Source organism: Blautia sp. JLR.GB0024 (assembly GCF_037000545.1).
In the GTDB taxonomy this organism is placed as follows: domain Bacteria; phylum Bacillota; class Clostridia; order Lachnospirales; family Lachnospiraceae; genus Blautia; species Blautia celeris.
Genome location: NZ_JBANBF010000001.1, coordinates 153,699 through 174,664, shown reverse-complemented (window position 1 = coordinate 174,664; position 20,966 = coordinate 153,699). Strand labels below are relative to the sequence as shown.

Here is a 20,966-nt window from a genome sequence, read left to right as displayed (position 1 = left end):
TGTAATTCTTATATATTGTAGAATGAAAATGGAATGTCAGGCAGAAATGCCGAAATTTCAGATATTTTCAGACGGACTGCCGCATACGGCAGCCCGTCTTTTTATATTAGATCACATTCTCTCAGGTGCTTCAAATCCCAGCAGATCGATGCATGTCTCCAGTACATCTCTTGCCAGAACCAGCAGACGAATCCAGGAAGTCTTCTGTGCTTCGTTCTCCTCACTGAGAATCTTAGTTTCATGATAAAAACTGTTGAACGCATTTGCCAGATCATAGATATAAGAACAGATCTTATGCGGAGCTTTTTCCTCAAAGGCAGGGGCGATCACGGAATTGAATCTGGAGAGTTCCAGCATCAATGCCTTCTCGCTGGCATTTGCCGCCTGCAGTAGTGTGCCCATTTCCGGATTACCGCCCTCTTCGCGGTAGCGCTCCAGAATGGATTTGATACGCACAATTGTATACAGGATATAAGGCCCTGTATTGCCCTCAAAGGATGTGAAACGCTCTACGTCAAACACGTAATCTTTGGAAGCCTGATTGGACAGATCCCCGTATTTGATTGCGGAAAGTCCCACCATCTCAGCGGTCTTTTTCGCATCATCGCCTTTTACACTGCGGTTCTCAACGATTTTCTTGTACATTTCCTCATTGATCTCATTGATGAGGCGTTCCAGACGCATAACGCCGCCTTCTCTTGTCTTAAAGGGCTTACCGTCCTTACCGTTCATGGTTCCGAAGCCGACAAATGCAAGTCCGGTGTTCTCCTCCGTGAGTTTTGCCTTCTTGGCACAGCGGAACACCTGGATAAAATGCAGTTCCTGGCGCTTGTCCACCACATAGATCATCTCATCCGGATGGTAATCCTCCATACGCTGTACAATGGTAGCCAGGTCTGTGGTATTGTAAAGGGAAGCTCCGTCGGATTTGAGGATCATACAGGGAGGAATCTCCTTGGCATCACTTTCCTCTTTTACATCCACAACAAGAGCGCCCTGGTCCAGATATGCATACCCATTGTCCTTTAAATATGCCACCATATCCGGAATATAGGGATCTGCATCCGCTTCACCCTTCCAGAGGTCAAAATCCACATGCAGCTTCTCATAGTTCTTTTTCAGGTCCGCTACAGACACTTCCATGATGTGTCTCCAGAGTGCGCGGTATCCTCTTCTGCCCTGCTGAAGTTCCAGAGTAGCCTCCAGAGCTTCATTTCTGTAGTCCTCATCTTCCTTTGATTTTCCGCTGGCTGTGGGGTATATCTCCTCCAGCTCGCTGACGGTAAACGGCGCTTCCGCCGGATACTCCCCTTCATAGGATGCATCAAAATATACCAGTTCCGGAGAACGTTTTTTAAGCTCTGTGATGATCAGACCCATCTGCAGGCCCCAGTCGCCCAGATGCACATCGCCTATTACTTTGTGCCCAAGGAAACGTCCCATTCGTTTTAAGCTCTCACCGATAATGGCGGAACGGAGATGTCCCACATGAAGCGGTTTTGCCACATTTGGTCCGCCGTAGTCGATGATGATCGTCTTTGGTGACTCTGCTTTCTCAACGGAGAGATCAGCATCTGCCTGCATATCGTTCAGATAGGATGCCAGAAATTCAGGATTCAGCTTCAGATTGATAAATCCCGGATTCACAGCGTCTGCCTGGCTGAACATATCACTCTCTTTTATTTTTTCAACCACATCGTTTGCAATCATGATAGGTGCTTTTTTGTATGTCTTGGCTGCCGCCATCGCTCCGTTGCACTGATACTCGCACAGATCCGGGCGGTTGGATACATTCACCCGGGCAAATTTTTCGTCATATCCGGAAGCTGTGAATGCGTCTTTGATGACTGCTTCCATGCATTCGATGATTTTCTTCATAACTGTTCACTACTCCACTTCTACTTTTTTAGAAACTGCCACCGCAAGGGCACCCTGTCCAATGTGACAGGCAACACTCAGGGACAGAGGGTCCATATGCACTTCCATATCGAAATGCTTCTCAAGCTCTGCCTTCCACTCCAGTGCCTCCTCCTCATTGCCGGTGTAAGCCGCCTCCAGGCACATGAGGCCCTTTTTCCTGTTATCTTTAAAACGGTTCTTCAGGTCCTCCTCCATGGCTTTGACCATCACACGCTTTGCCTGTTTCTTTCCTCTGGCTTTTGAAAAGGCATCCAGTTTCTCTCCCTGAATCTGCAGGACCGGTTTCAGATTCAGCACAGTGCCGAGCGCAGCCGCCGCAGGTGTGATCCTGCCGCCTTTTTTCAGATATTTCAGTGTCTCCAGAGTGATATAGATACTGGATTCCCCTTTTTCGGCTTCCAGGATCTCTTTGATCTCCACCGCGTTTTTACCGGCTTTTGCCAGCTCAACTGCATCCAGTACAGATTGTCTCTGCGTGACGGAAATTCTCTGGTTGTCCACCACCTGTACACGCCCCTTATATTCTCTGGCCAGTACAAATGCTGTCTGACAGGAGTTGCTGAGACCGCTTGACATGGGAATATGCACAATCTCATCGTGGTCTGCAAGCAACCGCTCCCAGGTCTCCAGCACATCGGCAGGGGATGGCTGAGATGTGGAAATATCCGCATCCTGGGCCAGGCGTTCATAAAAATCCTCCTGGGTGAGTGTGATTCCCTCCAGGAAAAGCTGTTCATTAATATAAAAAGGCATTGGAAGAACCGTAATTCCCAGCTCCCCGGCACACTGCTGGGTAATGCCGCTGTTACTGTCCGTCACAACTGCAATCTTCTTTTTTTCCATTGCTTCTTTGACTCCTTTTCCCCATTTTGGGTTACTATTTTTAATAATATCATAGACCGGAGTTAAATACAATGTCTCCCCCGGGAAAATTTTGACGAAAAAATCACTGCATGCTATAATAGATTTCAGAAAAAATACTGATAAGGAGGAAAGTCATGTCATTTCAAACAGAATCTTATGCAAACACAGCCAAAACTATCCTGTCAAATCTGGAAAAAAGGAACATGAAGGGATATTACTGTGAAAATGCCGAAGAAGCAAGAAAGCTCATTCAAAGCCTGATCCCTGCCCATGCCACAGTGACCTGGGGCGGCTCGGAAACACTGGTGGAGACAGGAATTATGGACACCTTAAAGCAGGGTGACTACATACTGCTTGACCGAAAGGAAGCCAAAACACCTGAGGAATCCAGGGCCCTCTATGGCAGGATCGTCACTGCAGATTATTTTCTCACCGGCACCAATGCCATTACCCTGGACGGGGAACTGATCAATGTGGACGGCATGGGAAACCGTGTTGCCTGTCTGATCACAGGTCCGCAGCATGTACTGGTGGTGGCCGGCATGAACAAAGTGTCTGTCACAGAGGAGGACGGTATCCGCAGGGTCCGCAACATAGCAGCTCCCCCCAACAGTATCCGCGTCGGGGCCAATACCCCCTGCTCCAAAACAGGCGTCTGCAAAGACTGCCAGAGTCCTGACTGCATCTGCTGTCAGACGGTGATCACAAGACGCTCACGTGTAAAAGACAGGATCACAGTGATCCTAATCGGTGAATCTTACGGTTTCTGAGAAAAAAACGGCAGCTCCCTGGACACAGGAAAGCTGCTGTTTTTTTATTTTATACATTCTTTTTACATTCTCCGCAGAGCTTCGATCGGACTCAGATTCGCTGCCTTTATAGATGGCAGCAGTCCGAATACCAGACCGATGATCATAGAAAATACTACTGCCGCCGCTGCAGCGGGAATGCTGATGACCATAGGCGTCTGGGAAATCTTCGAGATAACCTTTGACAGTATAAAGCCTGCCGCCACACCCAGGACACCGCCTACACTGGTAAGCACTGCCGCTTCGGTCAAAAACTGGCCCAGGATTCTGCGCTTGTTGGCGCCTATGGCTTTTTTCAGGCCGATCTCACCGGTTCGTTCCGTGACAGACACCAGCATAATATTCATAACGCCGATACCGCCTACCAGAAGTGAGATGCTGGCGATCCAGATAAGCTGCCGGTTCGTGTTCTCACTGATCTGCTGAAGGCCCTTTGCCTTCTCCATAATATCCTCTGCCTTGTATTTGATGGAATCGGAGGTGGATGTTATGGACGCGTTGAGTATTTCCGCTGTCTTCTTGCCCGCTTTGCTCATGGCCTCCGGACTGGCAGCCCGGATGACCGCCTGCTGCGGCTCGTCATACTGATAGACAATGGGCCAGGTGGAATCCGGCATAAGGATCATGCCGCTGTCATCGCTGTAGTATGTATAGTAATCCTCCATACTGTTAATGACCGGTTCGTACTCATCTGATTTTTTAATGATTCCCACAACCGTAAAAGGTTCTCCTTTTATCTCGACGGTTTTGCCGATCTCCTTTCCCTTTTCAAAGAAGTTGTTGGAGGCAGTTTCATCCAGCAGGATCACTTTACGGAAATTGTCAAAATCCTTTTTTGAAAATCCGCGCCCCCGTACGATCTGATATCCGCAGGTGTCCAGATAATCTTTATCCACTCCCAGCACTTTGCCGCCTTCCATGCTTTGATTCTGATAGTAAACGCTGTCTGCATACTGGCGCAGCCTGTAGAGTGACGCATTCTCCACATTGTCCAGATCCAGGATCTGCTGTTTCTGCTCCTCTGTGGCAACCGGCACTCCCTGGGGAATCCCCTGATACTCCATTTGATATATGTTGCTGCCCTCGTTTAAGGTGATGTCAACAACATTGTCGCCCTCACCGATCAGGTTCTTTTTTATCTGCTCACTGGTTCCCTTGATCGTAGAGACAATGGAAATCAGGGATGCGATTCCGATGATTATGCCCAGCATTGTGAGAAAAGAACGCATCTTGTGTGCCCAGAGTCCCTGGAAGGACAATCTAATATTTTCTACCATGTTTTATCCTCCCTCCTCTAGTACATGCCATATAGTTCTTCTATGGTTGCATGTCTTACTTTGACGCCTTCTTTTACCTTCTTGCCATATGGGAAAGCAATGTTGTCCTCCTCTGTGAGACCGCTTTTAATTTCCAACATACTGCCGTAGAAATTTTTTCCCACCTGCACCGTCCGCTTTTCAAGCTGATGATCCTTGTTCTCCACGTAGACAAAATCCTTGCCGTCTTTATTCCGTACAAATTGCTTGCTGATGTAAAGACCTGCGGGATTCTCTGACTCTGCGGGAAGTTCCAGGCTGACACCCTCCATATTTTTAAGGCCGTCGCTGTTTTTGATATAGGCAGTAAAGGGGTAATAAGATACCTCTCTGCCGTAACCGTACATATTGTTGGAGGACGGGAAATTGGATATCTCTTTTACTTCCGCCTCCACGGGAAGTCCTGATTCGTATGTGAATCCTGTCAGGACAGAACCCGGCTGAAGCTGCTGAAGCTGATACTCATCTGCCAGACCTTTCACATAGCTGCCCTCTGCGCTTTCCACAACAAGAAATGCCTCGCCGTCCACTTCCCCTTTGCTCGGGTCTCCGACCTTCTTCACAACGCCGTTCAGAATGGATTCTACGGTCTGGTTCTCCAGCTTTTTCTCAACATTTTGAATTTTCAGATTGCTGCCGCGAATGTCCAATTCTGCGGTTTTTATCTCTTTTTTCTTCTCTGTAATCGCTTTGTCCAGTTCATCTTTTGTATAGCCGTTTATGATATCATCCTGGGGAACCTCTTCCATAAAATCCCAGTCATCCGGGAACTCTTCCCCATCCGGATCACCGTCCGGCATCTCTTCATCAGGTGTTTTCGGTTCCTCCTCCGTATACGTTCCAAGGTGGGTGAGGTACCATTTCTGCGGTTCCACTTTCTCTGTTATTTTACTTCCGTCAAGGTACAGAGCTGCGATGAGAAATCCGTCTTTTTCGCCCTTGTCTCTGACTTCCAGGACACAGTATACCGGTTCTTTTTCTTTGGTGTCTGCATTTCCGTATCCTGCGATTTGGTTTAGAAAGGCACCCTGGATCTTCACATCTTTTTTGCAGAGATAGTAGTATGGGTCTTCCTTTGTGCCCGTTCCCTTGTAAGGAATGGCGTTTTCTATTTTCTGGCCCGGTATAGTCTCAAGGGTAATGTCTCCGTAAAGTTTATCATAAACCATGGACGGTACCGGCTTCTCCGGTTTATCCGGGTTGTCCGGTTTATCCGAATTATCTGGATCATCCGGGTTATCTGGATTCTCCGGTTTATCCGGGTTATCTGGTTTGTCCGGGTTATCTGGATTGTCCGGGTTATCTGGATTGTCCGGGTTATCTGGGTTGTCCGGGTTATCTGGGTTGTCCGGGTTATCTGGATTATCCGGGTTATCTGGGTTGTCCGGGTTATCTGGGTTGTCCGGGTTGTCCGGGTTGTCTGGGTTGTCCGGGTTATCCGGATTACCTGCGTTATCCGGGTCACCGGATTCGGCGGCAGCTCTTGTATTTTGGGAAACTGCCATTTTACTGAATGCTGCATCCCATCGTCCGCCCATACCTGAGCCTGCATCTTTCATTCCCAGAGGCAGGATGCCTGCTTTGCTGCCTGCTCCCATGATGTTTCCGGTGGAACCTTCTTCATCGTCATCCTCTGATTTCTGGCTGTCAGGAATGATATCGGCATTTTTCAGTTTTTCCAGTTCTTTTTCCAGGCCCTTTTTCTTGACCAGAAGCTGCTCTTTATTGATTTTTTCCATCTCCAGGTCAATGTTGACCAGTGTCATGTCATACGAGAGAAGCGGCGTTCCTTCAACCACTTCCTGTCCTTCCTGTACATAAATCTGGTCCACCATCTGCTTTTCCATCAGATGAACCTCCTGTGTCACACTGGAGGTTATGGTTCCGTCTATACTGGTGCTCATACCCCAGATCTGCTGCTTCAGATCAGCTACGGGATAGACATCTACTTTCGTCTGGTCCATCTTCTTCACACCATACCAGATTCCTGTGCCGGCCAACGCTGCAGCTCCGACACAGATGACGGCAATGATGATTTTTTTATTTCTCGCCTTCATTTGCATCCTCCCCTCTACTGCGCCTCACCTTCCGGACTTGGGACTGCTGCCCCGTCTGCACCTTCCGCACCGGCTTCACCTTCCGGGGCATTTCCTTCCATTTCCGCACTGCCGGCTTCACCTTCCGAAGCATTGCCTTCCATTTCGGCAGCACCTTCTTCCCCTTCAACAGGAAGTGTATCTGCTCCGTCTGCAGGCAGGCCATCCATACCTTCCGGCATTTCACCGTCCGCAGGCATTGATTCCGGATCACTCATGGGAATCTCTTCATGTGTTGTCTTCATTCCCTCTTTTAAGAACTCCTGCGGAAAAGCAATGTAATCACTTACCTTCAGGCCGCTTTTAATCTGATACTGGAAGAGATTTTCATCGTGTTCACCGAGGGTCACATCACGTTTTTCAAGCTTTCCATCCTTGTTTTCCACCCATACACAGGGCTGCTTGTCCGCGTCCATGATAAAGCCTTCGTCCAGCCATATACCCTCTTTTTCTTCCATTCCCGTGTCATTTTCAATATACACATGCTGACCCAGCATCAGGCCGTCAGAGGTGTCCAGGTTAATATAAAAAGGATAGGAGGAGGACATCATTTCACCGCTGTCGCTGCCGCCTCCGTACATCATATTATTGTTGTTTCCCTCTCTGTTTTCCGTATCCACCGCTGTAAACGTACCTGTCCATGTCTTGCTTTCATCAACTCTGGAGCGGATGATTGCCTTTTGACCTTCCTGAACAGCGCCGATATTCTGTTCATTTACTTTTCCTTTTACCCTGTAAACACCGGTTGCAAGAATAGTCATAAATGCCTGTGAACTGCCGCTGTAAGGATCTGTCTCATTGCCCTCATTAATGCTTTTTACAACTCCCTGCATCTCACTGGTGACAGAAGAATTGGCAATCTTTTCATGTATCTGTGATATTTCCACTTCTTTGCTTTTCCGTTCATATTCGCTTTTCTTCAGGTCCATCTGTGCTGTCTGGATCTGGGTCGTGTAGGAAAACTGGTCATCCTCTGAGGCGGATTTCTTTTCTTTTTCCAACTGTGCGATCTGACTGCGCAGGTTCTCCATATCGGTGTCCGCCCGCTCCAGATCCAGCTGGGCCTGCTGCAGATCTGCTTCCAGTGTCTCCGTGTCATAGACAAAAAGGGCGGTTCCCACCTCCACTTCGCTTCCCACTTCCACCAGGATCTCTTTTACTTCCCGCTCTGCATTTTTCTGAATCTCCCATGTCTTCTGTGGTTCCACAACACCGGCCAGTCTCTGAACCTGGGAAGATGGATCCATGGAGGAGACACTGGTCACATAAGCCAGCTCTGTGCTCTTGTCCTCACCTTTTCCCCGCTGCTGCATATAAATTCCCGTACCGATCACGCCTGCCAGCAGCACAATGCCTGCTCCGATTAAAATCTTATTTCTTTTATTCATATATTTCCCCCTGTTTTTAAATTTAAAATTCACATACTATTTGTTTAAGAAGGCACTTTGAAGAAAACAACTTTACACAAAGTATAACAGATTTTAAAGATTCTGTCTTTTAACTTTTTATAACCTTTTGAAATCTTTATGTAATCTTTTGTGTTCTGATTTCGTATATAATATAACAGTCGTCTTTTTGTCGTAATTCGTCGAATTATTGCTTTATTTAACGGATTATGTCTATTTTTATCTAATCAGATATTTTTATGACTTTTTAAGTTATTCTTATTATTAATAAAATAATATATAACGAAGGGGGTATTTTATGAACGTGGAAAGTCTTGTTCACCGTCTTGGTATCTGCTCCATATATCGGGGCTATTCTTTCCTTATCTACGCAGTTGAACTGTCAGTCAGAAATGAAGAATATCTGCTCTACATAACAAAAGAATTGTATCCGGATGTGGCGAAACATTTCCATTCCACCAGCACAAGAATCGAACGGTCACTTCGTACGGTCATCACCACATGCTGGAACGAAGGAAACCGAGCGCTGCTGAATCATATCGCAGGGTATGAGCTGCAGCGAAAGCCTACTACGGGAGAATTTATTTCTATGCTTGCTTATTATGTGAGAAACCATAAAGACGAGGAGTAATCATTTCTCTTTACGCTGAAAGGGCATCTACAACGTATATGTAGGTGCCCTTTCCGTATCCTGTCAGCAGGGGGTATTTCCCAGCAGTTTTTCAGTCAGTTCTGTAAACGAAATCGCATTCGTTCTTTCTAAAAGTTCAATATCCTCCGTTTTAAAGCTTTCTGCTCCCTTATAGGCACCGCAGATACCACACGCCATAGCAGCAATGGTATCTGTATCACCGCCTATATTGGCCGCGTATTCGGCACACACTGCAGGGTCTCCTTCAGACAAGTAAAATAAAGCTGCCGCTGCCGGTATACTCTCGGCAGATGAAATTCCCGTCCCCACATAGTCATAAATATCTTTAAGTGCCTTTTGAGGTTCCTGCTCCGTAAAATGTCTTGCCATTTTCATGCGGCAGGCTACAGACGGTGAACCAATGGAATTTCCATATGCACTGCCCTTTTCTGCCATTTCCGTCATATATTCATAAATTTTTGATAAATCTTTTTCTCCGTGGACAGCCGCCGCTGCTCCTGCTGCGATGGCACATGCTGCGCTTATGGCGCAGGAAGTAAAATGTGTGGGTCTGCACAATTCAATGACCTGGTGGAGTAAATAATCTGAATCCCCCCCTTCTTTGCTGTTATACCCGGCAAGAAGACCTATTGGTACGATTTTCATGGCTGCACCGTTGGTGGTTCCTGTACTTCCCGCTTCCTCCATCGGCGTTCCGGCCTCAATCAGTTCCAGAGCCTTAGCGGTACTGGGGCCTACAACTGCCGAACTTTTATCTGAGTGTTTCATCCAATACCTCAATTTTTTAATAAAAACCTGCGCGTCGACCCTGCCCCCGTTCTCACTGAGCATCTCTGTGACCAAAATACTGTTGATCGTGTCATCCGTCACCTCACCTTTTGCAAATCCGGCGGATATCCTGTTATCCGGATGTCCGGGAAGAAAGGTTTTGATATACCCGAGCTTTTTCTGTATCAATTCCCGGCTCCACATTTCTGCCGGCATTCCGAAAGCATCTCCGTAAGCGATCCCGATGAAGCCTCCCTTTACCTGGTCAAATTTTTCCCTCATCCACAGCACCTCATTTCCAGACAAACGTTTCAGCGGTTTTAAGATCCGGTGAAAAACGGGCCCCTATTCCGGTACACGTATACCCTGCGCACATGGTCGCAAATTTCATGGATTCCTCTATGGACATGCCATTCAGACAATGCTGATAGATAAACGAACCCATATACGAATCCCCGGCCCCGGTGGAATCCACAACTTCCAGATCACAGCTCTTGACCGTATACTTCCTGTCCTGCTCATCATATGCAACAGATCCTTCTTTTCCGAGGGTGAACAGTAAAGTACCCTTACAGTAATCACGGAGGTATCTCACGCACGCATCTAAGTCCGTCGTTCCTGTCAGCTCGTACAGGCCGCCGCGGCACGGTGCAAAAATATCAGTGAACTTAAGTGCTGATAATATCTCCTCTTTTGATACATGCAGTCCCTGCATGGTGCCAAGGCCTACCTGCATGTTAAAGACGGTCTTCACCCCGGCTTTCCTTGCTTTTTTAAGTCCTGTAATGGCAGGCTCTTTGGGCAGTAAATCTGTGTAGAAAACCTTTGCTGAAGAGACGGCCGAATAATCCAATTCATCACTTGTCAGGCTTTCAAAGGCATCCCCCATATTGAGCATAATAAATTTTCTGCCCTCATCATCAATGACAATATCTGTATGCAAGGTTATCTTTCCCGGTTTAACGATCATACTCTTGGTATCTACGTTCTCATCCCGGAGACTTTTCAGAACATCTTTTCCCAGCGCATCATCTCCCACAGCCCCCATATAGCCACATTTTGCTGAGAGCCTCGCAAGCTGTACGATCACGTTTGTGCCGCTTCCTCCGGGCTGCCTGTCATTACTTTTCACAATACAGAATCCATCCTCTGAAGGAAGGTTATCAACCTTCATCAAAACATCCATAGCCAATGTACCTAAACCATATACTTCCATACGCCTTCTCCTTTTGTAACTATTTCGCCAACAGAACCATTATCTTCTTTAAAAATCAGGCAGAACAAAATGTTCTGCCTGATCTGCCCCCTGTTAACAATCTGATATTATAATTTTTCTATATTTATCATGTGTTCCGTTCTGCATGGATACACCTACTGCTCCAAAAAGATAAGGTTTCTCTTCGTCTACAGCCTCCAGACAGCAGCCCTCTATTTCTGCGCTTATCTTGTTGCCGATGACCTGAACATCGATGCAGTATTCTTTCCCGCAGCCCCAGTCAAATGGAGTTTCTGCCAGAATACGGTATCCGTTATCATTTTTCAGGATTGCCGCTTTGCCGTCAGGAAGAAGTCCCACCGCATAAGAACGAATGGCTCCCTGCACTCTCACATTTACCATATGATGCTTTCCTGTCAGCGGTGTAAAGAAGAATTTTGCCCTGTAATCTCCCCAGTCATGTCTGCCGGTATATGCTTCTGCAAAATCTGAACAGGACAAATGCATTTCCCCGTCATTCAGATACATCAGGCCTTTTAATTTTGTAAACTGGCTGATCTCTTTATGCAGAACGGTCCACTGCTCTTCCGTTTCATTGGCAAAATCAATGGAATAGTCAGCTTTTCCATCCGCGTACAGGTCATCTATAAGCCCCACAAAATCAAACACCTGTGTATGGGTACCCTGCACATGGAAACATAAGCCAATCTCATCGATCAGGGCGCCTTCCAGGCTTGGAATGGTAAACTCCAGTTCTTTCCACTGGCCTTTGCAGAGATTTTCTCTGTTTCCCTCATAGATTTTATCTGCCCTGCTGTCTCTTGCGTAGAGACTCACCAGTGCATCCTCACCATATTCGGGGATCATTGCACTTCCATGGATGATCTGTCCCGGATATACAAGCGGAGAGAAACACGGATCGTATCTGCTGTCATGAAAATCTGCAGGTCTGTAGTGTGTCTTTTTATAAACAAATACGTTTTCTCCCGGCTCAACGTGTTTTGCCACAAATTTCAGGGAACGTGATCCTGTATATGCAGATTCATCCGTATTGATCACCGTACATTCCCTGTCTTTTCTTGCCCGTTTATCCAGTCCATCCACCCGGACACGCATTGCGTGGGTAGATCCCGGATATTCAAAGTGGCAGCTGTCAATTCTCTTCTGCGTAATCGTATTCCAGGGTTCCGGCATCTTTTCTCCCGCCACAGCATATGCCAGTTTCGCTATATAAGAGGCACCATATGGGATATCCATAATATTCATGGAACCCATAACACTTGAGCAGGCCAGGAAATCATTGATCGGTTTTCTCCATTTTTCGTAGTTAATACCGTCCAGTCCGTTTCTCACGCCCATGATCGTCGCTACGTTGCCAACGTTGCAGTCTGTATCCCAGCCGCACATATTGCAGATATTCAGTGTGTCTGTAAAGTCACCTTCCCCGTATAACAGTGCCAGAATCATCACTGCGATATTGGGGATGATATGGCAGTTTCCGGGATATTTATCATAGCCGTAATTGTCAAATATGTACCGGAAGCAGGCCCTCCAGTCGCCGGGGTTTTCATCATAGTATACCATGACTGCCCGCACTACTTTTGCATACTCGCATTCTCTCGGAATATAAGAGAGACCTTTTTCAATGATTTTCCTGATGTCCTTCTCCACAAAAGCATAGCTTATACATACAGCAACAAAAATACCGCCGTAAATACCATTTCCGTCATGTGTCACACTGGCGGCCTCTTTCGCATATTTTGCTGCCAGATCCGGATTTCCCGGTGTCACAAGTCCCCAGGTATCAATGAAAATCTGTCCGCCTATCTGTTCTGCCGTTGTACTTCCGTTTTGTTCGATACTTCCGCTTCGCGGAGCCGGAATCCCGTTTCTCAGATTCAGATACGCTGTATGCTCAGTAGATATCCCATAACCGCCCCACCAGAAAAATCCGTGTTCAAACGGCGCATAATTCAGAAGGGCCTCTGCCACATCCTGTGCCTGCAGTTCGTAATCATGATGTCCGTCTTCCAGTGCCCTCAGGAAAAACAGCGGGCCGTTGCTGTCATCATCCGCAGCAAATTCGTGGTAGTCTACAGGATAATGGTCTAATTCACCGTAGATGTTTTTAATTTTTTCATAAGTCCATCCCTCTACCGGGGCACCCAGGCGGATACCGATGATCTTGGCAAGCCATCCTGCATAAATACCTTCAATAAACTCTGTTTTCATACTCAACCTCCCATCGAGCAGTCTGTTAATATTAACCTTTTACACTTCCGCTGGTCATACCTTCTATAAATTTACGGCTGAAGAACAGATACAGAATAATAACCGGTGCAATGGTAATCACACTGGCCGTGTAGATACGGGCCATATTGGAACCGTGCTGTCCTGTAAACACTACATATTTTGTCGCTACCGGTTTCAGAATCTCGGTTGTGATAAAAGTGTTGGACCAGAGAAATTCATTCCATACATTTACAAATACCAGAATGGCAATAGTCAAAAACATGGGTTTTGCAATAGGCAGGGTAACTCTGAGAAAACTGTTCAGTTCGTTACATCCGTCTATTTTTGCGGCTTCCTCCAGTTCTCTTGGAATTCCTCCCAGGAAAGTACGCAAAAGCAGCATATTGAAAGGAATCTGCATGGCAGTGTAGACAATCATAAGGCTCCAGCGAGTGTCCACAAGCCCCAATTTATTCATGATAAAATAATCCGGTACAATGTATAAAAATCCCGGCAGTGAAATTGCCACAAAAAAGTATGCCGTAAAAAATCCTCTTAGCTTAAAATTCAGCTTACTGATGGAATAAGCTCCCAGGCCTACCACAATCAGAACTACTACAATGACTACAAGAGCAGTAAAAAAGCTGTTAAAATAAGCCTGTGCATAACCGCCTATTTTCCAGGTTTCACCATAGTTTGTAAATACCCAGTCTTTCGGCAGACCTAAAGGCATGGTTTTTACTTCCCTGTCAGTCCTGAAAGAGTTAATAAATACCTGAAGCAGCGGTACTGCGGCAAACAAAAGCATAACTGTCAGGAAAAGAATTCTGAGGGTTGCGAAGAAGTAATACTTTCCCCCTTTATTCATGGTTTTAGTCATCTTCAATTCCTCCCTTTTTACTGATATACTTCTGCGCAAAGTACAAAAGGATACAAATACCACTCTGGATTACGCAAAGTGCGTTGGCATAACCTGCGCGATACTTGACAAAAGCATTTTTATAAATATATGTAGACATAATTTCCGTAGAGTTGGCAGGACCGCCTTTTGTCATAATATATACATAATCAAATGTCAGGAATGACCACATAATTGTCATGATTAAAACAAAGGCTATTGTCTGTCGGATACCGGGAATCGATACATGCAGAAGTTCCTGAAAACGATTTGCCCCATCCACTCTGGCTGCCTCATAAAGTGTAGGATCTACTTGCTGTAATGCCCCGAGGAACAGTACCATAATGAATCCCCACCAATGCCAGTTATCTACAAATGCTACAGAAAACAAAGCAATCTTGGGATTTCCAAGCCAAAGCACTTTTGACAATTCTTTTAATCCCATCTGCGCAAACACCTGATTCAATCCATAATATGGATTCATATATGCAGTCCATATTTTTCCTGCAACTGCTGCAGATATAACATATGGAACAAAGTAAATCGTTCTGAAAACCATCTGGGTCCTTCTAAGCTGGCTTACAAGGATAGCAACGATAAATCCAAGCAGCAGAGGAACCGTAATAAAAACAAGCAGCCACTGGATATTATGTACTACCGCCTGTTTTACAATAGTATCTTTTGTAAAAATTTCCTGGAAGTTCTTTAAACCTATAAATTTTGCTCCGCCCATACCGTTCCAGTCAAACAGCGACATAACAAGGGTGCTCAATGCAGGCCCCGTTACAATGCAGGCATGTATAATAAACGCTGGAAGTATAAATAAATACGGAACCATATTTTTCTTTTTTGTCAAATTCATTTTCCACCACCTCATCAAATCCTGAGTCTTTCGTCTGTCATGTATAAAAATGCCGTACAATCCCAAATATCATTCTGTCTGTGATCATATCGCTGTTTTAGATTGTACGGCATTTTACGCTTTATCTGCTATAACCCCTACTGTATAACAGAATCCGAATCTTTATGGAAGAACCGGAACGGTTCCTTTTTCAAGGGCATCGTCAATATAAGTCTGGGCATTCGCAAGATAATCGTCAAGACTCAGCTCTCCAAGGAATACTGCATCTGTATTCTCATTCATATATACACGCATCTCTGCCGGATAGAATGTCCAGGAGCAATATCCAATCTGATTATTTTCCTGTGCATCCATCAGTAATTTATACTGATCCAGAAGCTTTGCATCCATACCTTCCAGGTTTGAAATATCAAATGTTTTCAGAGGATATGGCTGATAGCTTGCTTCATTAATGGACTGATAATGTCTGTCTAAGGAAGTAAACAGATAGTTCAGTACCTCAGCCGCCAGATCCGCGTTTTTAGAATTGGCATTTACTGCATAGCCGCCTCCTGTTGCAAATGGAAGGATCTGTTTTTCACCTTCTTTAGGTGGCATCATTTCAGAATCCCAGTTGCAGTCCGGATATACTGTGACAAGCTGACTGGAAGCCCAGGTTCCATTGATCATCATTGCAGCTCTGCCTTCTGCAAAGAATGCCAGCATATCTTCATTTGTAATGGACTGGGAAGCATGATCGCCAAGCCATCCTTCGTTCCACCAGTCAACCATGGTCTGCAGGGAGTCTTTGATCGGAGCATCTGTATATTTTCCTTCTCCGGTCATGGCTTTCTTAACTGCCTCAGGACCTGCGTAACAGCTTGTAAATGTGGAATACAGCCAGTCAACAGCGCCCTGATAGTTTGAGTTTCCAAATGCTATAGGAATGATTCCGGCTTCCTGGATGGTTTTCATCAGCTCTACCAGTTCTTCCTGAGTTTTCGGGATCTCCCAGCCGTTCTCTTTAAATACATCTGTGTTATAATACATTACCATGCCTTCAAAAGATGTAGGCAGTGAATATAATTTTCCTTCATAGAAGCAGCTGTCATATGCCCAGTCATAGAAGATATCCTGCCATCCGTATTGCTCAGCATATTTTCCTAAATCCAGCACTCTGTCTGATTTTGCAAACTCAGCCACATCCGTTGGGCCATCCAAATCCAGAATATCAGGACCGCCGCCGCCGGCAACCTCTACCTGCAGGCTCTGTCTGTCATTATACATTTTGATCTCAATATCCACGTCCGGAAAAGCTTCCTTTAACGGCCCATCGATATATTTCTCACGTACTGCGACCTGACTGTCATCTGCCAGATAACAGGAAATTACCAGCTTCTCCTTTTCCTTACTGTCACTGCTGTCTTTTTCCTCATCTGTCTTTGCTGTGCTTTCGGTCTGTTTGTCTTCCTCTCCGGCTGCTTTGTCATCCCCCGACGAACCGCACGCTGCCATGGATACTGCCATTGCCCCCGTCAAACATAACGCTAAAAATTTCTTCATGTTTTTCATAACTTTCCTCCTTAGAATACATTATATTTTCTCTATTTTAATTTTGCTTCCCGCAAAATCAGAGACCCGCGTTACTCTTCCTTTTACTGAGTTCCTCCAGTTCTTCCCTGCCCGGAATGGAACTCTGAGCCCCCTTTCTGGTAACTGCCAGAGAGGACGCCATATTTGCGAATACGATCGCCTCATCAAAGCTCATTTCCTCTGCCAGACCGGTGACAAATGCGCCATTAAAGCAGTCCCCCGCCGCTGTTGTATCCACAGCGGTCACTTTTCTGGCCGGAAATAATTTTTCTTTCCTGTCATTGACAAATAATACGCCTTTGTCTCCCAGGGTAACCAGGATATTTTTCACACCTTTTTCAAGCAGAGCATGTGCACCGTTTCTGATGTTGTCCATGGTCATTTCCTGCTGTCCTGTCAGTTTTAACAATTCTGTCTCATTGGGGGTCAGGTAATCAATTTTCCCCCAAATATCTTCCGGCAGGCCATCCGGTGCCGGTGCCGGATTTAAGACCACGGTCTTTCCCAGCTCTTTTGCCCTTCTGATACCATAAAAAATGGTTTCATAGGGAATTTCCATCTGAAACATGACATAGTCACATTCTGCAAATAAAGCTTCATTTTGTTTTAAATACTCAACATCACAGGCTTCATTTGCACCGGAGATAACCACTATGCTGTTATCACCATCGTCATTTACATAGATAATTGCCGTACCCGTTGGCTTGCCTTCTATATTTCTGATATATGATGCATCCGTTCCGCTATTCGCAAGATTGTCTTTTAGTTTCTGTCCCAGGCTGTCATCTCCGACGCATCCGAGCATGGTTACTTTTCCGCCAAGTTTACCTGCTGCATATGCTTGATTCGCTCCTTTTCCTCCGGGTACATATGTAAGGTTTTTTCCAAGAACGGTCTCCCCTATCAACGGCATACGTTTCATTTCTATAACGATGTCCATATTCAAACTTCCGATAATCAGAATCCGTTTATCCAAGCTATTACCTCCATCAAATTTATTAAGAAAACCATTTCTTAAATTGTTTTCCTATGCATGTATTGTACAGCCCTCTCTGTGCACTGTCAATAGTTTTTCTATTTTTTGTGAAATAAAACTATTTAGGAAAATGTTTTCTTATGCATATTGCACATATATGCGATGTATTTTCCATTGACAAATCCCTCTCTATCCTTCATAATTAGAGAAAATAATGGTAAAAGAGGGATCTCATATGACAATCAAAGAAATCGCCAGCCTGGCCGGTGTCTCTATTTCAACGGTTTCCAAAATCGTTAACAACAAAGACCAGAATATCAATCCTGAGACCCGCAGCCGGGTACTGAAAATCGTAAAAGAATACAACTACACACCTTACGGCATGGTAAAAAATATATCCAATGCGAAGCGCTTTCTGCTGGGCGTCCTGCTGCGCACTGCCTCACAGACCAACCTGATGCTGAACGGTATCCTGCAGGCCGCCCAGGAACAGGGATATAATGTACTGCTTCTGGACAGTCTGAACAGCGCAGATACGGAGTTAAAGCACATCACATCTCTGTGCAAAAACAATGTGGACGGTGTGATCTGGGAGCCGGTGGATGAGAACAGTCCCCAGCATGAGCATTATTTTGCGGAACAGAATATCTCTGTCAGCTATATCAATGCTCCTTATACCCTGCCTGCCTACAATATAGATTTTGAAAAAATGGGATACGTCCTTACGCAGAAACTGCTGGAGTATAAACACAGCAAGATTGCCTGTCTCGTGAAGGAAAAAAGCAGGCGTTCCGGCATGGTGTTTGAGGGATTCAAGAAATGTCTCTTTGACAATCAGATCCCCTATCATAAAAAGATGAAGCTTTACATCTCTGACCCTGCCTGCTGCTCCAGGATACTGAGCCATGGTTTTTCAGGCATTGTCAGCTCACATTTTGCCTCCTCCCTGATCCTGTACGAGCAGATGAACAAACTGCACTACTACGTGCCCTCTGACCTGTCTCTGGTGAGCTTAAAGGATGATGTGCGGGAAGCAATCTCTTTCCCTCATATATCCAGTATCAAAATCCCTTACCGGGAGTTCGGTTACTATGTGTGCAGGAATCTGATCCAGAAATGTGAGAAAAAAGAGACGGCAGAACCGGAATATACTTTTGTCTCACAGTGCGATTTCGACAACGAGGACAGCCTTGACATTCCTTCCTTCTTCCGCGGGAAGAAGATTGTAGTGGTTGGCAGTATCAACACGGATATCACCTTCAATGTTGACTGGCTTCCCCAGGCGGGAAAGACCACCACGATTTTGAGTTCCACCACCACACTGGGAGGCAAAGGAGCCAACCAGTCTGTTGGCGCTGCCAAGCTTGGACGGGAAGTTTCTCTCATAGGGGAGATCGGCAATGACACGGATTCCACCTTTATTTTCGATATCCTGGAGAAAGAACAGGTGGCAACCCAGGGTGTGCACAGGGATATGAAGGCGCAGACCGGGAAGGCATATATCTATATTGAACGGGACGGCGAGGGAACCATCACGATCATGTCCGGAGCAAACGGCAATCTGAGCCCGGCAGACATACAGAAACGGCAGCATCTCTTTGAAAATGCCGGCTTCTGCCTGCTCTCCACTGAGATTCCCATTCAGACCGTTCTGGAGGCAGCGAAAACTGCCAGGAAATACGGAGCAAAAAATATTATAAAGCCCGCTGCCCTGAAATCCATACCGGAACAGCTTCTGCAGAATACAGATATCTTTATCCCCAACCGTAAGGAAGCGGCCGCCCTGTGTCCCAAGTACAATACAGTGGAGGAACAGGCCGAATACTTTTACCAGAAAGGGATCAAGACAGTGATCATTACGCTTGGACATGAAGGCTGTTATCTGAAAACCGAGGATAACGCAAAGTATTTTCCGGCTGCGGATTTCATTTCCATTGATACCACCGGCGGTGCAGATGCTTTTATCTCAGCTCTGGCCTCTTTCCTGATCGAGGGGTATTCTCTGGAAAAGTCCATCCGGATCGCCACGTATGCTGCAGGCTTCTGTGTATCCAGGCAGGGCGTTGTTCCCGCCCTTGTGGACCACAACACCCTGGAAACCCATATCAAAAAACTGGAACCGGAACTTCTCAAATAGAAAATACAGGCACTTTTCTTAAAAAGTTGACTTTTTCGTCATTTCTGGTAAACTAAACGAATACGGTAACTTCCGCAAACAGGAGATGACACATGAAGATTCGACATAAGAAATGGCTGTATGCCGCGGTTTTCCTGACTTCTGCCCTGCTGCTTGCAGGATGCGAGGGCAAGGAGAAGCGCGCGGTCAAGGAGGCAGTTTCCGCGGAACTTGACCAGCTGAAAAGCCCGGATAAAAAGACCATTGAAAAATATCTCTCCGTCCATGAGCTTTTCCCTGACACAGACAACGGGGAGGAAAATGTGGACCCTGACATTGTCAAAATCTTTTCACGGTATTTTAAAGATTTCTCTTACACCATAGACAATGTCAAGCTCAAAAATAAAAAGGCGGGCGCCACTGTCACCATCACCAACCTGGATGCCCATGCACTGGCAGAGGATTACACTGCCGCTGCGCTGAAAAAACGGATTACCTGCGACGCCAATCCCAGTCAGGTGGAATTTTCACTGAAGGATTCTTACCTGCTGCTCGGAGAGACGCTGAAAAAGAACGATTATAAACTGGTGGATACCACCTTTGACCTGACCCTCAGGCAAAAAGAAGAGACGTGGCATGTTGTTTATGACGAGAACCTGGACAATCAGATCACCGGCGGTTTTCTCTCCTACATGGCTGATTCCAATCTTCTGCCCCCTGAGGAAGTAGTCAAAATACACTTTGACACCATCAAAGATTTTGACACGGAACAGCTTAACATCTATCTGTCCCTGGACAGCCTTCTGGATACGGATGACACATACAGCAGCTCCATTGCGCATGCCATGGCGGAACAGATCCGTGCCTGTTTTGATTTTAAGATCCTGGACGCAAAAAAGGATGAGCGCAACGCCCAGGTGAAAGTTCAGATCACCAGCAGTGATTTCAAAAGTATTGTGGCTTCTTACCAGGAACAGCTTTCCGGATGGCTGCAGACTTCCCAGGCCATGGCAGGAGGAGCCGAGGGGCGCCGTGAGAAGGAAAGACAGCTTCTTCTGGAAAGTATAGAGAAGAACAATGCCTCCACCACACGGGACGTGGACATTACTCTGGTCAATGACGGAACAAGCTGGAAGATGCAGATGGATGAAAATGTGGCACAGGCCATTCTCGGAGGCGTGGACAGCGCCCTGGCAGATGTGTCAGAGGATGTGGAATAGACGCACTTGTGCAGACGAAAAACAGAACACGATAAATGCCCGG

The 20,966-nt window shown here is 46.1% G+C and carries 16 protein-coding genes; 4 read left to right on the top strand and 12 right to left on the bottom strand.

Going from position 1 to position 20,966, the window contains the following annotated elements; genetic code table 11:
* Positions 1–111 precede the first annotated feature (111 nt).
* Positions 112–1,878, bottom strand: a complete 1,767-nt coding sequence (argS, locus tag V8Q34_RS00710; protein WP_244806224.1) for an arginine--tRNA ligase — start codon at positions 1,876–1,878, stop codon at positions 112–114.
* Positions 1,879–1,887: 9 nt separating this feature from the next.
* Entirely contained in the window at positions 1,888–2,763 is an 876-nt protein-coding gene (locus V8Q34_RS00705; RefSeq protein ID WP_033139704.1) for a DegV family protein, read from the bottom strand.
* Between the two features lie 155 nt (positions 2,764–2,918).
* Between V8Q34_RS00705 and V8Q34_RS00700 the strand changes: the two genes are divergently transcribed.
* Positions 2,919–3,554, top strand: coding sequence for a lactate utilization protein (locus V8Q34_RS00700; RefSeq protein WP_256138652.1), 636 nt, complete (start codon positions 2,919–2,921; stop codon positions 3,552–3,554).
* A 62-nt stretch (positions 3,555–3,616) separates the two neighbouring features.
* Here the strand turns inward: V8Q34_RS00700 and V8Q34_RS00695 are convergent, their stop codons facing one another.
* The 3 genes from V8Q34_RS00695 to V8Q34_RS00685 are packed head-to-tail and all read right to left on the bottom strand — an operon-like array spanning position 3,617 to position 8,393.
* Entirely contained in the window at positions 3,617–4,870 is a 1,254-nt protein-coding gene (locus V8Q34_RS00695; RefSeq protein WP_033139706.1) for an ABC transporter permease, read from the bottom strand.
* Between the two features lie 17 nt (positions 4,871–4,887).
* Complete coding sequence (locus V8Q34_RS00690) at positions 4,888–6,966, bottom strand: hypothetical protein (RefSeq protein WP_335834557.1); 2,079 nt, start codon at positions 6,964–6,966, stop codon at positions 4,888–4,890.
* Between the two features lie 14 nt (positions 6,967–6,980).
* Entirely contained in the window at positions 6,981–8,393 is a 1,413-nt protein-coding gene (locus V8Q34_RS00685; RefSeq protein ID WP_118594055.1) for an efflux RND transporter periplasmic adaptor subunit, read from the bottom strand.
* Between the two features lie 316 nt (positions 8,394–8,709).
* On the opposite strand from V8Q34_RS00685, the gene V8Q34_RS00680 reads away from it, so the two are divergent.
* Positions 8,710–9,042, top strand: coding sequence for a sporulation initiation factor Spo0A C-terminal domain-containing protein (locus V8Q34_RS00680; protein WP_033139708.1), 333 nt, complete (start codon positions 8,710–8,712; stop codon positions 9,040–9,042).
* 63 nt (positions 9,043–9,105) lie between these two features.
* Here the strand turns inward: V8Q34_RS00680 and V8Q34_RS00675 are convergent, their stop codons facing one another.
* The 7 genes from V8Q34_RS00675 to rbsK all read right to left on the bottom strand — a co-directional run bounded on the left by V8Q34_RS00675 (position 9,106) and on the right by rbsK (position 17,587).
* Positions 9,106–10,113, bottom strand: coding sequence for an ADP-ribosylglycohydrolase family protein (locus V8Q34_RS00675; protein ID WP_335834555.1), 1,008 nt, complete (start codon positions 10,111–10,113; stop codon positions 9,106–9,108).
* A 10-nt stretch (positions 10,114–10,123) separates the two neighbouring features.
* Complete coding sequence (locus tag V8Q34_RS00670) at positions 10,124–11,047, bottom strand: carbohydrate kinase family protein (RefSeq protein ID WP_148393441.1); 924 nt, start codon at positions 11,045–11,047, stop codon at positions 10,124–10,126.
* Positions 11,048–11,140: 93 nt separating this feature from the next.
* Entirely contained in the window at positions 11,141–13,279 is a 2,139-nt protein-coding gene (locus tag V8Q34_RS00665; protein WP_335834553.1) for an ADP-ribosylglycohydrolase family protein, read from the bottom strand.
* Between the two features lie 31 nt (positions 13,280–13,310).
* Positions 13,311–14,159, bottom strand: coding sequence for a carbohydrate ABC transporter permease (locus tag V8Q34_RS00660; RefSeq protein WP_335834552.1), 849 nt, complete (start codon positions 14,157–14,159; stop codon positions 13,311–13,313).
* Complete coding sequence (locus V8Q34_RS00655) at positions 14,152–15,039, bottom strand: carbohydrate ABC transporter permease (protein ID WP_335834551.1); 888 nt, start codon at positions 15,037–15,039, stop codon at positions 14,152–14,154. The genes V8Q34_RS00660 and V8Q34_RS00655 overlap by 8 nt, the downstream gene beginning before the upstream one ends.
* A gap of 162 nt (positions 15,040–15,201) precedes the next feature.
* Positions 15,202–16,590, bottom strand: coding sequence for an ABC transporter substrate-binding protein (locus tag V8Q34_RS00650; RefSeq protein ID WP_335834550.1), 1,389 nt, complete (start codon positions 16,588–16,590; stop codon positions 15,202–15,204).
* Positions 16,591–16,648: 58 nt separating this feature from the next.
* Positions 16,649–17,587, bottom strand: coding sequence for a ribokinase (gene rbsK / locus V8Q34_RS00645; RefSeq protein ID WP_033139712.1), 939 nt, complete (start codon positions 17,585–17,587; stop codon positions 16,649–16,651).
* Positions 17,588–17,822: 235 nt separating this feature from the next.
* On the opposite strand from rbsK, the gene V8Q34_RS00640 reads away from it, so the two are divergent.
* Positions 17,823–19,724: a PfkB family carbohydrate kinase gene (locus V8Q34_RS00640; protein WP_256129798.1), complete on the top strand. Its 1,902-nt coding sequence runs from the start codon at positions 17,823–17,825 to the stop codon at positions 19,722–19,724.
* Between the two features lie 92 nt (positions 19,725–19,816).
* Positions 19,817–20,923, top strand: coding sequence for a hypothetical protein (locus V8Q34_RS00635; protein ID WP_335834549.1), 1,107 nt, complete (start codon positions 19,817–19,819; stop codon positions 20,921–20,923).
* Positions 20,924–20,966: the final 43 nt, after the last annotated feature.

Bases quoted from the DNA above. Each gene is read 5' to 3' on its own strand.
- argS (WP_244806224.1), bottom strand. From the start codon at position 1,878: ATGAAGAAAATCATCGAATGCATGGAAGCAGTCATCAAAGACGCATTC.
- V8Q34_RS00705 (WP_033139704.1), bottom strand. From the start codon at position 2,763: ATGGAAAAAAAGAAGATTGCAGTTGTGACGGACAGTAACAGCGGCATT.
- V8Q34_RS00700 (WP_256138652.1), top strand. From the start codon at position 2,919: ATGTCATTTCAAACAGAATCTTATGCAAACACAGCCAAAACTATCCTG.
- V8Q34_RS00695 (WP_033139706.1), bottom strand. From the start codon at position 4,870: ATGGTAGAAAATATTAGATTGTCCTTCCAGGGACTCTGGGCACACAAG.
- V8Q34_RS00690 (WP_335834557.1), bottom strand. From the start codon at position 6,966: ATGAAGGCGAGAAATAAAAAAATCATCATTGCCGTCATCTGTGTCGGA.
- V8Q34_RS00685 (WP_118594055.1), bottom strand. From the start codon at position 8,393: ATGAATAAAAGAAATAAGATTTTAATCGGAGCAGGCATTGTGCTGCTG.
- V8Q34_RS00680 (WP_033139708.1), top strand. From the start codon at position 8,710: ATGAACGTGGAAAGTCTTGTTCACCGTCTTGGTATCTGCTCCATATAT.
- V8Q34_RS00675 (WP_335834555.1), bottom strand. From the start codon at position 10,113: ATGAGGGAAAAATTTGACCAGGTAAAGGGAGGCTTCATCGGGATCGCT.
- V8Q34_RS00670 (WP_148393441.1), bottom strand. From the start codon at position 11,047: ATGGAAGTATATGGTTTAGGTACATTGGCTATGGATGTTTTGATGAAG.
- V8Q34_RS00665 (WP_335834553.1), bottom strand. From the start codon at position 13,279: ATGAAAACAGAGTTTATTGAAGGTATTTATGCAGGATGGCTTGCCAAG.
- V8Q34_RS00660 (WP_335834552.1), bottom strand. From the start codon at position 14,159: ATGACTAAAACCATGAATAAAGGGGGAAAGTATTACTTCTTCGCAACC.
- V8Q34_RS00655 (WP_335834551.1), bottom strand. From the start codon at position 15,039: ATGAATTTGACAAAAAAGAAAAATATGGTTCCGTATTTATTTATACTT.
- V8Q34_RS00650 (WP_335834550.1), bottom strand. From the start codon at position 16,590: ATGAAAAACATGAAGAAATTTTTAGCGTTATGTTTGACGGGGGCAATG.
- V8Q34_RS00640 (WP_256129798.1), top strand. From the start codon at position 17,823: ATGACAATCAAAGAAATCGCCAGCCTGGCCGGTGTCTCTATTTCAACG.
- V8Q34_RS00635 (WP_335834549.1), top strand. From the start codon at position 19,817: ATGAAGATTCGACATAAGAAATGGCTGTATGCCGCGGTTTTCCTGACT.